General features: G+C 50.0%; 8 protein-coding genes and 1 tRNA gene. 8 read left to right on the top strand and 1 reads right to left on the bottom strand.

Annotated features, from left to right (window positions below; genetic code table 11):
- The first annotated feature begins 29 nt into the window (after nt 1-29).
- From DWY55_RS10045 to DWY55_RS10070, 6 genes are all read left to right on the top strand, one after another.
- A complete protein-coding gene (locus DWY55_RS10045) occupies nt 30-1,184 on the top strand; it encodes a hypothetical protein (protein ID WP_117866722.1) in 1,155 nt (384 codons plus the stop codon).
- A gap of 198 nt (nt 1,185-1,382) precedes the next feature.
- Nucleotides 1,383-3,773, top strand: a complete 2,391-nt coding sequence (locus tag DWY55_RS10050) for a glycoside hydrolase family 3 N-terminal domain-containing protein (RefSeq protein ID WP_057256552.1) — start codon at nt 1,383-1,385, stop codon at nt 3,771-3,773.
- An 86-nt stretch (nt 3,774-3,859) separates the two neighbouring features.
- Nucleotides 3,860-6,181, top strand: a complete 2,322-nt coding sequence (gene bglX, locus DWY55_RS10055; protein WP_057256553.1) for a beta-glucosidase BglX — start codon at nt 3,860-3,862, stop codon at nt 6,179-6,181.
- A gap of 25 nt (nt 6,182-6,206) precedes the next feature.
- Nucleotides 6,207-7,619 carry a glycoside hydrolase family 5 protein gene (locus DWY55_RS10060; RefSeq protein WP_057256554.1) on the top strand — a complete coding sequence of 471 codons (1,413 nt, stop codon included), beginning with the start codon at nt 6,207-6,209 and terminating at the stop codon, nt 7,617-7,619.
- A 22-nt stretch (nt 7,620-7,641) separates the two neighbouring features.
- Nucleotides 7,642-10,164: a beta-glucosidase gene (locus tag DWY55_RS10065; RefSeq protein WP_117878807.1), complete on the top strand. Its 2,523-nt coding sequence runs from the start codon at nt 7,642-7,644 to the stop codon at nt 10,162-10,164.
- A 5-nt stretch (nt 10,165-10,169) separates the two neighbouring features.
- Nucleotides 10,170-12,470 (top strand): alpha-L-rhamnosidase C-terminal domain-containing protein, encoded by a 2,301-nt coding sequence (locus tag DWY55_RS10070; protein ID WP_070101232.1) that lies wholly within the window; start codon nt 10,170-10,172, stop codon nt 12,468-12,470.
- A gap of 246 nt (nt 12,471-12,716) precedes the next feature.
- On the opposite strand, the gene DWY55_RS10075 is transcribed toward DWY55_RS10070, so the two are convergent.
- Nucleotides 12,717-12,788 (bottom strand) — tRNA-Arg (locus DWY55_RS10075).
- Nucleotides 12,789-12,953: 165 nt separating this feature from the next.
- On the opposite strand from DWY55_RS10075, the gene DWY55_RS10085 reads away from it, so the two are divergent.
- Nucleotides 12,954-14,801, top strand: a complete 1,848-nt coding sequence (locus DWY55_RS10085) for a 2-oxoacid:acceptor oxidoreductase subunit alpha (protein ID WP_005830698.1) — start codon at nt 12,954-12,956, stop codon at nt 14,799-14,801.
- 99 nt (nt 14,802-14,900) lie between these two features.
- On the top strand, nt 14,901-15,905 hold the full coding sequence (locus DWY55_RS10090; protein ID WP_005834397.1) for a 2-oxoacid:ferredoxin oxidoreductase subunit beta: 1,005 nt from the start codon (nt 14,901-14,903) through the stop codon (nt 15,903-15,905).
- The last annotated feature ends 261 nt before the right edge of the window (nt 15,906-16,166 follow it).

Raw genomic sequence — 16,166 nt, forward strand, 5'->3', positions numbered from 1 at the left:
TGTAGCTCTAAATTATTAAAAATATCATCATGAAAAACTTTTGCAAATACATCAGTATAATCGCTGTGATGGGAGCATTCGCATCTTGCGACCCTATCACCGACACATATACCATAGACGATAGCACCATCCCCGCTGATGAGCTCCAACTCAGTGTGGCTCCGAAGGTGGTCGATGGCAAAAATGGTAACATCATTGTTGTAGAAAACAATTCTCCGATACTCTCTGAATGGAGTGTAGGCGAGTCTGTCGCACGCAAGGCGTATGCCGAACTTTCGGTATCTTTCACCGGGCAGCATACCGTCAACTTCCGTGGATTGAATTCGGGTGGAAAGGCATTCACCGAGACCTCGTTTACCGTAAAGGTAGATACCATCTCGACGATTCCGGCCAATATAGCCACCCGGCTGTGCATCGGTCAGGAGGGGGCCCCCACCTACTTTGGCACAACTATCGACCTGGGAAAGATTGAGTTCTCCAACGAAGAAGATCTCCTCACCGTGAAGAACGGCAACCCCGTATTGACCGTGTGGAGCTGCGGCGGTGTCACTTCAGACAAGAATGTGGCTCAGATGCGACTGACGGGTGCGGGTGAGTTTCCCCTTTCGGCAACCTTTACCCTTGCCAACGGCGAGCAGGTGACAGAAGAACTGGGTACAGTCATTGTCAAGGACTTCAATCTACCGCAAATAGTGCTCGACCTGATAGGCGAGGATGGCGAGAAGACATGGACCTGGGCCGACCAAAGTTTCTTTGGCTTAGGCGGTTACGAGGCCGACCCCGGCCCCGCGTGGTTTGCCGCCAGTGTAGAGATTATGGACATGTTTACTCTGTATATGCCCACCATCAATCACCTGACGGGTGAGTCCACCGGCAGCATGACGCTCGATATAGACGGCAATTTCTCTGTCGCTCCCACAGGTCGCACCGGCACCTTCACGTACGACTTCGACGACATCGTGCCCAACTGGTCGGTAGGCAAGCTTAAGGTAACGGCCCCCATCCTTTATGGTACGGCCATAGCCCTGGTTGGCGAGGGTGCCGCGCCTACGTACCTGCCCACTGAGTTCTTCATTGTGAAGTGTGATGCCAATAATCTTGTATTGGCTGCGCCTGCCGAAGAAGGGCAAGCACTTTATCCATGGGCAGCTTGCACCTTCTGGTGCTTCAAACCAAAACCATGAAGCCAAGTCGGAAGTACCCGATAGTACATAATTTACAGTATATAAAATAGATGGGAGTTATCGCTCGCTCAAGCAGAAATGGATTCATTAATCTGAAATAAAGCATTTAGGTATTAGGAATTAGGCATAAACAGTAAGTGAGCCATTCTAAAGCCTGATGCGGAGCGATAACCCCTCCAAAACATTTTTGACAATAGAATGAAATACAATAAATTGATTGCTTTAGCATGTGGAGCGTTGATTCTGGCTGGTTGTGCCTCTGATAATAAATCGACATCCGTTTTCTTTCGACACAAAGCACAGGAAATACCGTTGTCAAATGAGTTTACCGAGAAGATAATCGATAACATATATCAACGCATGAGTATGGATGAACGTGCAGCTCAACTTCAGAGCATGTATCTATCGGAACTTTTCGACAAAAACAATCAGCTTGATACAGTCCGATGCTATGAACTTATTCCTAACGGAATAGGACATTTTGCTCAGTATGCCAGCAATTCGTTAGATGGACCCGAAGAGCTTCGCGATATGGTAAAACAAGTGCAGGAGTGGCTGGTGAAGAATACACCAACTGGAATACCGGCCTTATTTCATGAAGAAGTCATAACAGGTATTGCTGCAAAAGAAGCAACGGTTTACCCACAGCAAATTGGTTTGGCATGTTCGTTCAATACTGACCTGGCTGCAGAAAAAACTCGTCAAACTGCTATCAGCATGCGAAAAATCGGAGGCATGCTTTCGTTGTCACCTATGGTGGATGTGATTCGGAATCCATATTTCAACCGTTTGGAGGAATCGTATGGCGAAGATGCTTATCTAAGTGCTGCTATGGGTTCTGCTTTTGTTGAAGGTTTGCAGGACGGAGGGATGAAAAGTGGAGTCGCGGCATGTTCAAAACATTTTTTGGGCTATGGTGGCGGATGCAATACCGATAGGAGAAAAGAACTTTTTGAAGAAATACTCTTGCCTCACGAAACAATGATTCGAACTAAGGGTAGTAAAGTGATAATGACCGGTTATCACTACTTCCATGGTGTGAAAGCCGTTGCCAATAAATATCTTATGCAGGATATTTTGCGTAATTATCTCGGATTTGACGGCATAACAGTAAGTGACTATGGCTCGATTAACCAGATTGACACAGAAGAAGATGCGTTGCATCGTGGAGTGGCTGCCATAAATGCTGGGAACGATGTGGAATTTCAAAACCGTGACAATTATCAATACCTTCCCGAAGCAATAAAGCAAGGACTTGTTAGTGAGGCGACATTCGAGGGCGCTGTCAAACGAGTTCTGAGGCTAAAAGCTGCAGTGGGTCTGTTTGATAAAAATCCGGCATTCTGTGCAGAAGGCGATATAGAATTCGACACCGCCGAGGAGCGTCAAACCGCTTATGAACTTGCTACACAATCAGTAGTACTTCTTAAGAATGATAACATCCTCCCTATCGAACATCCTAGGAAGATAGCTCTTGTGGGACCTAATGCCAACACAATGTGGGCTATGCTTGGCGATTACACATATCAAGGCTTGCACTATTTTTGGCGAGGCATTAATACCGGAAACACAAATAATCAGATTATAACTTTGAAAGAAGGTCTGGAAAAAAAACTACCAGATGGATGCACTTTGAACTATTCCTGTGGTGTGGATTGGGTTGACAAAACTGAGACATCCATTTCAAAAGGCGGGGATGATCGTGCAATATGGCTCGATAAGAATCGCCATATAGCCCGCGATGAGAAAATAGATGCTAAAGAAGCGCTTTCGTTAGCTGCCAATAGCGACATAATCATTGCTGCAATGGGGGAGAATACTTTACTGTGTGGAGAAAATCGAGACCGCGGAAGTTTACGGTTACCAGGAAAACAAGAGGAATTTGTCAGACAATTAATAGTTACAGGTAAGCCTGTTGTATTGGTTATGTTCGGTGGGCGTGCACAGGTTATTGGCGACCTTGCGGATAAATGTGCAGCCGTGATTCAGGCGTGGTACCCCGGTGAAGAAGGGGGTAATGCTCTAGCCGATATTATTTACGGTAATGTTGCGCCATCAGGAAAGTTGAGTGTGAGTTATCCAAAAGTAGAACTTAACGAAAACATCTGCTATAATTATTCCAGTACTCCTGATGAGCGTATTCAATATCACTTCGGGTACGGACTGAATTACACTACTTTTGATTATTCAGACCTAGTAGTTGACAAATCAGTTTTCACGACTGATGAGTTATTCAATATTTCCTTCAATGTGACTAATACCGGGTCGCGCGAAGGTGACGAAATCGTACAGATATATATATCACCTACTTCAGCAAGTCAACCATTGAAACCCATTAAACTCGCCGGGTTTGGTCGAGTATCACTTAAGCCGGGCGAAACTAAAAAAATAGACTTTATCATGTCACCGCAACAATTGGGTTATTATAATGATGGAATATGGGCTATAGAAAAGGGTGATTTCATTATAAAAGTTGGTGCAGCATCCAACGATATTCGCCTTACTGATAGTATCTGTCTCATCGGTGATGCTCACACTATGCCATTGCGCACAGTTTACTTTTCGGAGATGAAAACTATTGATAATTAACAATCTTAAGAGTCGTTAACAAAGTCTAATGTGGAGTGGTGAATCCTCTACAATTTTAGAACTCTAAATAATAAATTTAAGTGAATATGATGAAATATAGCAAATTGATTGCTTTAGCATGTGGAGTATTGACTCTGACCAGTTATACTCCCCCTCCCTCTGCTAATGGAGAGATGGATGCGTTTATCGATGACCTGATGGCAAAGATGACGCTCACAGAAAAGGTAGGACAGTTGAATCTTCTGGCGGTGCCTTCGTTTGTATCGGGCAACGCATCTGACGATAACGACAGCCGCGAACAACTCATAGTCGATGGCAAACTTGGCGCCATGTATGGCAGCTATGTGGCAGAAGATCTGCTGGCAGCACAGAAACTGGCAGTAGAGAAGAGTCGCCTGGGCATTCCACTGATGTTCGGCTACGATGTTATTCATGGTTTGCAAACGGTGCAGCCTATACCGCTAGCTATGTCCACCTCATGGAATCCGGAACTGATAGAGCGGGGAGCCCGCGCTGCTTCCCTTGAGGCTACGGCTTCCGGCATCAACTGGGTCTATTCGCCGATGCTGGATATCTGCCGGGATGCCCGTTGGGGACGCATTGCTGAAACATTTGGAGAAGACCCTTTTCTGTGCGGTGAACTTGGCAAGGCAATGGTACGCGGTTATCAGGGTACTGACCTTGCCGACAATACCACGGTAATGGCCTGCGTGAAACACTATGCGCTCTATGGAGCGGTAGAGGGTGGCCGCGACTACAACATTGTGAACATGGGACGCCAGGAGGCTCTTAACGGATTCCTTCCACCTTATCGTGAATCTGCCTACGAGGGTGCCGGCAGTTTTATGGCTTCTTTCAACGATTTCGAGGGTATCCCTGCACACATCAACCGCTATCTGCTCAACGACCTGTTGCGCGAAGAATGGGGATTCAAGGGATTCATCACCTCCGATTATGAAGGCATCAACGAATGTGTGAACCACGGCATAGGCGATATTGAGGAGGTTACTGCACTGGCCATAGAGGCTTCGGTAGATATGGACCTCAACGGAAGTGCCTATATGGACAATCTAGAGAACCTCGTCAAGCAGGGACGTTTATCGGAAAAAGATATTGAGGTGGCTTGTCGCCGGGTGTTGGAAGCCAAATACAAGCTGGGACTCTTTGAAGACCCCTATCGCTACCTGAATCTACAGCGTTACCAGCGCGAGATTCACACCGATGAGGCGCGTCAGCTCAGCCGTGAGATAGCCAGAGAATGCCAGGTGTTGCTCAAGAATGAAGCCAATGTGCTGCCTCTCTCCAAATCGGCCAAGATTGCCCTGGTGGGTCCGTTTGCGGTGGCAGCCAAAGAGATGCAGGGCAGTTGGTCCTTCTCCAGGTTTGCCGATGGCTGTGTAACTTTTTTGGAAGGTATGCAAGAAGCTGTAACAGGTCATGGCGGTTCGGTTACATACGCCGAAGGCTGTTGGGTGCTTGAAGACAAGCAACTGGAACAAGATATGGTCAACCAATATCTGGGCGCCTACAAGCCGGGACAGGTCATCAAACCTGTACATACTCGTCCAAACGAGCAACTCGTGGCAGAGGCTGTGGCCCTGGCCCGCCGGAGCGATGTGGTGGTGGCTGCCTTGGGTGAGCTGAACAACATGAACGGCGAAGGCGTGTCACGTTCCGACATTACCCTGGGGCTCCCGCAGGTAGAACTTCTCAAAGCGCTGAAGGCTACCGGCAAGCCGGTAATTCTCATCTTGACCGCCGGCCGACCGCTGGCGCTCACCGAGACCGAACCGCTGGCCGATGCCATACTTTATACATGGTCGTTGGGCGACCAGGCAGGTCGTGCCATGGCCGATGTGGTCTTTGGCGATGTCAATCCGAGTGCCCGTCTGTCCACCTCTTTCCCGCGCAACGTGGGTCAGTGCCCTATCTACTACAACCACAAGAACACGGGACGTCCGCATCAGGATGGTGCAGCCTATTCTCGCTTCAACAGCAACTATCTCGACTGCATCCACGGGCCACTCTATGCTTTTGGGCACGGATTGAGCTACACGACCTTCGAATACAGCGACGTCACACTATCAAACAATGAGATGACTGCCGACGGTCAGGTGAAGGCATCGGTGACGGTGACCAACACCGGCAAACGGGATGGCAAGGAGGTGGTACAACTCTATGTAAGGGACATCTATGCCACCAGTTCACGCCCGGTGAAGGAGCTGAAAGGTTTCGAGAAAATCAGTCTCAAAGCCGGCGAGAGCAAGACCGTATCGTTTGAGATTGGCCGCAAGCAACTGGAGTACTACAACCATGCGTTGCAACTGACCGTTGAGCCAGGCGACTTCGAGATAATGATTGGACATGATAGTCAGCATGTAAACAAAGCAAAACTGACTGTAAATTGAAAATTAACACTGAAAAAATATAATCATGAAAAAAATACTTTTCTTACTCCTCTCGGTAGCGTTGCTGGTTGGCTGCACCACCGGCAAAACCCAAAAACCATCGTTTACCGGCACTTGGTATGCCTCGCAGTACGGTTGTCGCAGCGTAGTCCACTTCAACGAAGACAGCACCATCACCATCAGCAGCGAGGCCAACTCCGCTGCCAACATGACCGTGGGCTATGTAGTTTCCCCCCAGGCCGATGGCTATCATTTCGACCTTAAGATGGGTATGGAGAATCGCGGTATCGCCCTCTTCGATGGCGCAGACCATCTGCAGATTGGTATCGTGTTCGGTCCGGAACAGTATGCTCCCCGTCCGCAGAAGTATGAAGATGCCAATTCGACACATGGAAATCTGATGCTGGATCTTTATCGGGATCCCACCAAGGTAATCTCCGTGCTCGACACCAAGGTAGAGGCTCCGGCAGAGGCGGCTATTCCCTTCGAACGGAACAAGCGTCTGGGTAGAGGGCTCAACATGAATGGATATGTGGATGCCAACCCCGTAGATGGTAACGATGCCCCCATGACCGAAGCTGATTTCCAGGGCATTGCCGAAGCCGGATTCCAAAGCGTACGTATCCCGACGACTTGGGTGAAGCACTGCGCCAAAGAGGCTCCCTATACCATCGATGCGGACTTCTTCCAAAAGATGGACTGGACCATTGAGCAGTGTTTGAAAAACAACCTCGCTGTCTCCATCGACCAACACTACTACCCGGCCATCAATATGGGCGAAGACGACCCTGACCTCACATGGGAACAGAACCTCGACCGAATTAAGTCGCTCTGGACACAGATTGCCGAGCATTACAAGGATTACCCCAACGACATGCTCTTCTTCGACTTGCTAAACGAACCCAACATGCGCCTTGGAGCCGATGGTTTGAACAAGCTGCATGCCGAACTCATTGCCATCATCCGCCGGACCAACCCGGGCCGTACACTGATTATAGGCACTCCCAATCTGGGACAGACCTGGACACTGGGCGAACTAAAATTCCCGGAAAACGAATGGAATATCATCGTTCAGGGTCACTACTACCTGCCTCATACCTTCACCCATCAGAATCTGGAGTATGTGCCGAGTGCGATGGTAGGACATCAGGTAGAGTGGCACGGAACCGAAAATGAGAAGGCGCCCATTATTCGCGACCTCGACTTCTGCCAACGCTGGAGCGAACAGAGCAGTCGTCCGCTCAACATCGGCGAATACGGTGTCTGCCTCAAAGCCGACCAGCAATCGATGAACCGCTACTTCTCCTTCATGCAAGAGCAGTTCCAATTGCGCGGATTCAGCAGCCACATCTGGGCATACCGCGGGCTGTTCGGCCTCTATGATCTCCAAACAAAGAAATGGAATCAGGAAAGTATTCAGGCGCTGACCAATTTCTAATTATAAAAGATTATTTATTCCTATGAGATATTTATTTAGCCTACTTTTCTTGCTGGCTTACGGGAGCACTGTGGCGCAACAACCGCCCATGTTGCCACGTGATGCCGCCATAGAAGCCAAGATAGAGAAACTGTTGGAGCAGATGAGCCTCGATGAGAAAATCGGGCAGATGGTGGAACTGGAGATAGGCATGATTACCTATCGAGACCCGCGTTACGTCGTGGAGAAGCTTGCCCGGATGTCGGAGCAGGAACTTGCCGACACCTTACGCCGCTTTGGGCTCGACAAGCAGCACAATGCAGCCCAGTTGGCACTGACAACGCCCGAAGATAAGCAAAACAGGGAAAAGCTAATGAGGCTCTACTGGGTGTCCAACGATATCCAGTCGAAGCTTCCCTTCCGGTTGGATGAGGCGGCGCTCGATTCCGTAGTGGGCAAATATAAAGTCGGCTCCATTCTCAATGCGCCACAAACTACCGCCCAGACCCCTGCTATGTGGAATCAGGTGGTAAAGACCATTCAGAATGTGTCAATAAAACATCTCGGTATCCCCACCGTGTATGGTCTCGACCAGATGCATGGCACCACCTACTCCGCCGGTGGTACGCTTTTCCCGGGTGCCATCAACATGGCGGCCACTTTCAACCGCGACCTTGTATATAAGATGGGCGAAATAGTGGCCTACGAGACTCGTGCCTGTAATGTACCCTGGATTTACAGCCCGTGTATCGACCTCGGCAGAATGCAAGCCTGGAGTCGGCAGTATGAATCATTTGGCGAAGATGTATTCCTCTCCAGCGAGATGGGGGCAGCCGCTCTTCGCGGCATGCAAGGTGATAATCCTAACCATATCGATGCATACCACGTGGCAGGCTGCCTAAAGCATTACTTTGCCTACGGAGCACCATACAACGGACTGGATCGTTCACCGGCCAGATTGAGCTACGAGGAACTGCGCGAGAAGCAGTTTGCGCCCTTTCTGCGGGGAATCCGGGAAGGAGCCTTAAGCATCATGACCAACAGTTCCAACGTAAATGGAGTGAAGGGCACGGTCAACCGGGAATTTATCACCGACTGGCTCAAGGAAGGGCTTGGCTGGGACGGAATGGTGGTAACCGACTGGGGAGACATCGATGGAGCCGTTACCAGCGACCGCGTGGTCCCTACTGCCAAGGAGGCAATCCGGCTAGCCATCAATGCCGGTGTAGATATGATGATGGTTCCCTCGCAATTCACTTACAACGGCTTACTCAAAGAACTGGTAGAAGAGGGTGGCGTCAGCATGGAACGCATTGACGATGCCGTGCGACGCATCCTGCGCCTGAAACACCGGGTGGGACTTTTCGAACAGCCTAACACCTTTGCTAAAGATTATCCCAAATTCGGTAGTGAGGAGTTTGCAGCATACAGCCGGCAGGCCGCATTGGAATCCATCGTTTTATTGAAGAACGACTCTGTAGACAGCCAAAGTCGCTTATTGCCCATAAAGCAAGGCACCCGACTGCTGGTATGTGGACCTAATGCCAACAGCATGCGTACACTCAACGGCGGCTGGAGCTATACCTGGCAGGGCGACGGTGCCGACCGCGAGGAATTTACCGGGCATTTCAATACCATCTATGAAGCCCTGCGAAACAAGTTCGGAAGCAATCATGTGACATTGGTAGAGGGCGTGAGTTACGACTCGAAACGCTGGGCAATGGATCATGCCGATAATATCGGCGATGCCGTGGCTGCTGCTGCCGACAACGACTATGTGATAGTGTGCATCGGAGAGAATACCTACGCCGAGACCCGGGGCAACATTGCCGATATCAATCTCAGTACCAATCAGAAAAATCTGGTGAAGGCACTGGCTGCTACGGGCAAGCCCATCATCCTGGTGCTGAACGAGTCGCGCGGACGCGCCATCAGCGACATCGAACCTTTGGCAAAGGCCGTAGTACACACCATGCTGCCTGGCAATTATGGAGGAGATGCGCTGGCCGAACTCTTAGCGGGCAATGAAAACTTCTCCGGCCGTCTGCCATATACCTACAGCGCTCAGCCGAATGCAATGGTCAACTACGACTATAAGGCGAGCGAAGTGCGCGAGACCATCAGCGGTGTATACGACTATAATGCCAAGACCTACGAACAGTGGTGGTTTGGAGCCGGTATGAGCTATACCACCTATACCTACAGCAACCTCCGTGCCGATAAGAATAGTTTCACGAAAGACGATGTGCTCACTTTCACAGTCGATGTAAAAAACACAGGCGCCATGGCGGGCAAGGAAACAGTAATGCTCTATGCTTCCGATCTCTATGCTTCGCTCATGCCCGACAATCGCCGCCTGCGCGGGTTCGAGAAGATTGTACTCGCCCCGGATGAAAGCAAAACAGTAACTTTCCGCATCAAGGCAAGCGACCTCGCCTTTATGGGAACCGGCAAGAAGTGGACACTCGAGGCTGGCGAATTCAATATCGCCTGCGGAGACCAGTCGGTGAACATCCACTGCACGGAAGACTATACCTGGGAAGAAGAAAATATACCTGATAACTGATGAATATGAAGAAGAGTGTTTTCGTTTTATTTTCTCTTTGCCTGGCACTATCCTGCGACGCGTCTGTATGGCCGGCTGTATGGATTGGTTGCCACGCAGAAAAATCGGGCGCGGATCTGCGTGTCGCCTATTTCCGTAAAAGCGCGCAGTTAAACACGGTGCCCGACGCGCACCTGATACGCGTATCGGCAGACAATAGGTATAAACTCTTTGTCAATGGAGTACTTGTTTCTCTGGGACCGGCGCGCAGCGATCTCAGCAACTGGAATTACGAAACGGTGGATATCGCACCCTACCTTCGCCAAGGGAAAAACACCCTGGCAGCCGTAGTATGGAACTATGGAGAGAAGCGTCCGATGGCACAAATGGGAACCAACGAGATTGCCCTATTGGTATGTGCCGACGGAGCAGACCCGGTGTTCAACACCGATTGGAATTGGCAGGTGCTGACGGGCGAATCCTATTCATCGCTCGACGACTTTGTAGTGCCCGGCTACTATGCGGCCGACCGCGGTGAGCGGTTTGACGCCAACAACTACCCCTGGGGATGGCAAACAGAGCAAGAAGCCCCCGGATTCGATTGGAAGCAAGCCCGGAACCTGGATGCGGCAGCCGACAAGGGTACACGCGACCGTGGAGGCCGCCTCCTTGTGCCTCGCTCCATACCACAAATGGAGATGCGCGAGGTGTCGGCAGGCGATATCAACTTGCCACTGACCGTTGCTCCACATACAAGAACGTCGGTATTGATTGATCGCGACTCGCTCACCAATGCCTATCTCCACCTGACCACTTCAGGCGGCAAGGGGGCTAGTGTGGAAGTATGTTACGCCGAGGCACTGTTCAATCCCGATATGCCCGACATCTGGCATGCCACCAAACCACATCGCGATGAGACAACAGGCAAAGTTATGATGGGAGTGAAAGACCAGTTCCTGATGGATGGGGGTACGCATCGGCAGACGACTACACTTTGGTGGCGTACCTGGCGTTATCTGGAACTGACGGTGGAAACAGCCGACGAAGCATTAACTATCGAATGCCTGGGAGCCACCTTCACGGCCTATCCGCTAAAGAAGGAGAGTCACCTGCGCGCAGGTCGGGAACTGGAGCAAATGGAGAAGATAGGCTGGCGCACCGCCCGCCTCTGTGCCAACGAAACCTATATGGACTGCCCCTATTACGAACAGCTTCAATATTTTGGCGACGCCCGGATTCAGGCCATGCTCACCCTGTACAACACCCGCGACACACTCCTGCCCCGGCACGCCATCGAGCAGGGACGCATGTCGATGACCGCCGACGGGCTGACACAAAGCCGTTACCCTTCGGCCTCGCCACAGATGATATCCTCCTATTCGCTCAGTTGGATAGGTATGCTCTACGACTACTGGATGATGCGCGACGGACATCAGTGGCTCCGTCAATACCTGCCCGCCGCTCGTCACATCATAGGCTGCTACGAGGAATACTTGCGGACCGACAAGAGTCTGGCGCGTATGCCCCATTGGTTCTTTGCCGATTGGGCCATGGGTTTCGACTATGGAGAACCCAACTACGGTCAAGACGGCAGCTCGGCCTATCAAAATCTGGTGTTTGTTATGGCACTGCGCGAACAGGCCGCTATGGAAAAGGCTTTCGGCTTAGAAGTTTTGGGAAATTATTACCATGATTTAGCTCGTCAGATAACCGCCGCCATCAAAGTCAAATACTGGAACAGCGCGCGCGGATTGTTGGCCGATACTCCTGAACACGATGTTTATTCACAACACGTCAATGCCCTGGCCATACTGGCTGAGGTGCTTGAAGAACACGAAGCGCAAGAGGTGTGCCGCAAGATGCTTGATGATACTACACTCATCCAAGCCACTTTCTATTTCCGCTATTTCGTACAGCAAGCCATGGATAAGGTCGGCATGGCCAACCGCTTGCTCGATACCCTGCAGCCCTGGCGAGACCAGCTTGCCATCGGGCTCACCACCTGGGCAGAAAATCCCGAACCGTCGCGCTCCGACTGTCATGCCTGGAGTGCCCATCTCAATATCGAGTTCTATCGTATGTTGTTGGGCATTCACTCTGCCGCTCCGGGGTTTGCCAAAGTTCGTCTGACTCCTGCTCTTGGTCACCTGTCGGAGGCATCAGGCTCCATACCCCATCCGTTGGGTAGCATCTCTGTAGCATACCTAAAGACGGGCCAAACCTTGCATGCCCGGATTGTGCTTCCGGAAGGAGTCCACGCTACCCTTGAATGGAAAGGTCAATGCGTGGAAGTAGAACATTCGCAGGAGTTAGTTATAGCAGAATAAAAACTTATTTATGTTTTATCAAAATCTCAATACGTTCGAATGAAAAAAATACCAAGATAACTTCTGAGCGGATAGCTATAGGCTATTCGCTCATTTTTTACCGGACAGTAATGGATGATGAATTGGACCGAAAAAACCTCCGCTTTAAATGTAGCCATATCTTTATTTGTAGAACATCTTACTGCAAAAGTAGCCTTATTTTGCGGATTCTGCGGAAACTCCACACTATCTAAATCTGTTATTTTGTACCCCTGAGCAGAATCGAACTGCTATTTAACGTTTAGGAAACGCTTGTTCTATCCGTTGAACTACAAGGGCTTTTGCATAGATTCTGCATATTGCAGTAGATTGCGGATGCAAAGATAATGTATTCTGTCGATTTTCCGAAAAAAGTTTTGTTAATCCGATTAACTTTACGAAATTTGTCGGTCAGTGATAGAATACAGTAACCCCCAAAAATTAATCTATAGTAATTCGTAAGTTATGGCAAACGACATGATGGTCAAAGAACTGGAGCAAGTGGTAGTCCGCTTCTCCGGAGACTCCGGCGATGGTATGCAGCTCGCCGGCAACATCTTTTCAACAGTTTCGGCTACCGTGGGCAATGATATCAGTACATTCCCCGACTATCCGGCAGATATCCGCGCCCCGCAAGGCTCACTCACCGGTGTTTCCGGTTTTCAGGTACATATCGGTGCAGAGAAAGTCTATACCCCAGGTGACAAATGCGACGTATTGGTAGCGATGAACGCCGCCGCACTGAAAACCCAATATAAGTTTGCTAAATCCACTGCTTGTATCATCATCGATACAGATGCTTTCCAGAAGTCAGACTTGGAAAAGGCCGCTTTCAAGACCGATAATCCGATAGAGGAAATGGGTATTAAGCAGGATGTCATCGCCGCCCCCATCTCGAAGATGGTGAAAGACTGCCTTGCCGACACCGGAATGGACAACAAGTCCATGCTGAAATGCCGCAATATGTTTGCAGTAGGCCTGGTATGCTGGCTGTTCAACCGCGATCTGAAAATAGCCGAAGATTTCATCCGCGAGAAATTCGCCAAAAAGCCCGAAATTGCCGGGGCAAATATCAAGGTCATCCATGCAGGATATGACTACGGACACAACACCCATGCTTCCGTAGCCCATACATATAAGATTGAAAGTAAGACTACCGTTCCCGGCAGATACATGGATATCACGGGGAACAAAGCAACTGCTTACGGTTTCATCGCCGCAGCTGAAAAGGCTGGCTTGAAGCTGTTCCTCGGCTCCTATCCCATTACTCCGGCAACCGATGTACTGCACGAACTCTCCAAGCACAAGTCTCTGGGCGTGATGACCGTGCAATGCGAAGACGAGATTTCCGGTTGCGCCACTTCTATCGGCGCCGCTTTTGCAGGTGCGCTGGCTGTGACCTCCACTTCCGGTCCCGGTGTCTGCCTGAAATCGGAAGCTATGAACCTGGCAGTCATTACAGAACTTCCGCTGGTTGTGCTCGACGTGCAACGTGGCGGTCCTTCTACCGGTCTGCCCACCAAGTCAGAGCAGACAGACTTGTTGCAGGCATTGTTCGGCCGCAACGGTGAAAGCCCAATGCCCGTCATCGCCGCCTCTTCACCCACAAGCTGTTTCGACGCAGCCTACATGGCAAGCAAAATTGCACTGGAGCACATGACCCCGGTCGTATTGCTGACCGACGGCTTTGTTGCCAATGGCTCCGGCGCCTGGAAGCTGCCCAAACTGGCAGACTATCCCGCCATCACCCCTCCCTACGTGACTTCCGAAATGAAGGACAACTATACTCCGTACAAACGCAATCCCGAAACAGGTGTCCGCTATTGGGCCATCCCCGGACAAGAAGGCTATATGCACATCCTCGGCGGTCTGGAGAAAGACAGCAATACCGGTGCCATCTCCACCGATCCCGAAAACCATGACTTGATGTGCCACCTGCGTGCCGAGAAGGTTGCCAAAATCCCCGTACCTGATGTAGAAGTGCAAGGCTGTGCAGACGATGCCGATTTGCTGATTGTCGGTTTCGGCGGTACATACGGCCACTTGTATTCGGCCATGGAAGAGATGAACAAGGCAGGCAAGAAGGTTGCCCTCGCCCACTTCACTTATCTGAATCCGCTCCCCAAGAACACGGAAACCGTTCTGAAGAAGTACAAGAAGGTGGTAGTTGCCGAACAGAATCTCGGACAATTTGCAGGTTATCTACGTATGAAGATAGACAACTTCACCCCGTACCAGTTCAACGAAGTCAAAGGACAACCGTTCGTCGTTGCCGAGCTGGTCGCAGCGTTCAATAAATTAATTGATAATTGACAGTTGACAATTGATAATAACCATGCGTAATATGCGGATTATCAATGACCAGCCACCAATTATCAACTATCAATTATCAACTATCAATTAAAAAAGATTATGTGCGAATATACAGCAAAAGACTATAAAAAAGGACAACCCCGTTGGTGTCCGGGTTGTGGTGACCACTTCTTTCTGGCTTCACTGCACAAAGCAATGGCAGAAATCGGCAAAGCTCCTTGGGAGAATGCCGTCATCTCAGGTATCGGCTGCTCCAGCCGTCTGCCCTATTACATGAATACGTATGCGATGCAGACCATCCACGGACGTGCTGCTGCCATCTCTACAGGTGCCAAGGTTGCCAATCCCAACCTGACGGTATGGCAAATCTCCGGCGACGGTGACGGTCTGGCCATCGGCGGTAATCACTTCATCCACGCCGTACGCCGTAACATCGACCTGAACATGATTCTGCTGAACAACCGCATCTACGGTCTGACCAAAGGTCAATATTCTCCGACCTCTCCACGTGGTTTCGTCAGCAAGTCGTCTCCCTATGGTACGGTAGAAGATCCATTCCACCCGGCAGAGCTTTGCTTCGGTGCCCGCGGCCGTTTCTTTGCCCGCGCGGTAGCTACCGATGCTCCGGGGACAGTGGAAATATTGAAGGCAGCCATGGCTCACAAAGGGGCTTCCGTTTGCGAGATTCTGCAAAACTGCGTTATCTTCAATAACGGTACGCATGACTCCGTAGCCAAAAAGGAAGACCGCGCCAAGAATGCTATCTACTTGAAACACGGCGAACCAATGCTCTTCGGCGAGAACAACGAATACGGACTGATGCAGGAAGGCTTTGGTCTAAAAGTCGTGAAACTCGGTGAGAACGGCATTACAGAGAAGGATATCCTCATCCACGATGCCCACTGCATGGACAACACCCTGCAACTGAAGCTTGCCCTGATGGAAGGTCCCGACTTCCCGATTGCACTCGGTGTTATCCGCGATGTGGAAGCTCCTACTTACGACGATGCTGTTCATGAACAAATCGAAGAGGTGTCTGCCAAGAAGAAGTATCACAACTTCGAGGAGTTATTGATGACGAATGATACGTGGGAAGTAAAATAAACCACTAAGATTTATTAATATCATGTTTGCACGAAACAAATAAGGTGCAAACATGATATTAATTTCCTAAAAGTAAGAGTACCTCCCTATCCTTTCTCTCCCAAACATAGATACTTATTACGCCAAACATGCAGTTCTTCCATCAAGAATAACTATATTTGCCACAGTAACCATAGTAGTCACATTTTGAAAGTAATTCTCTGATTTATACTGGCTTAATATCAATCTCACAAACCGCAGGCTGATAGCTCTTTCGTTCGA

This window comes from Bacteroides sp. AF25-38AC, from assembly GCF_003602995.1.
Taxonomy (GTDB): Bacteria; Bacteroidota; Bacteroidia; order Bacteroidales; family Bacteroidaceae; genus Bacteroides; species Bacteroides uniformis.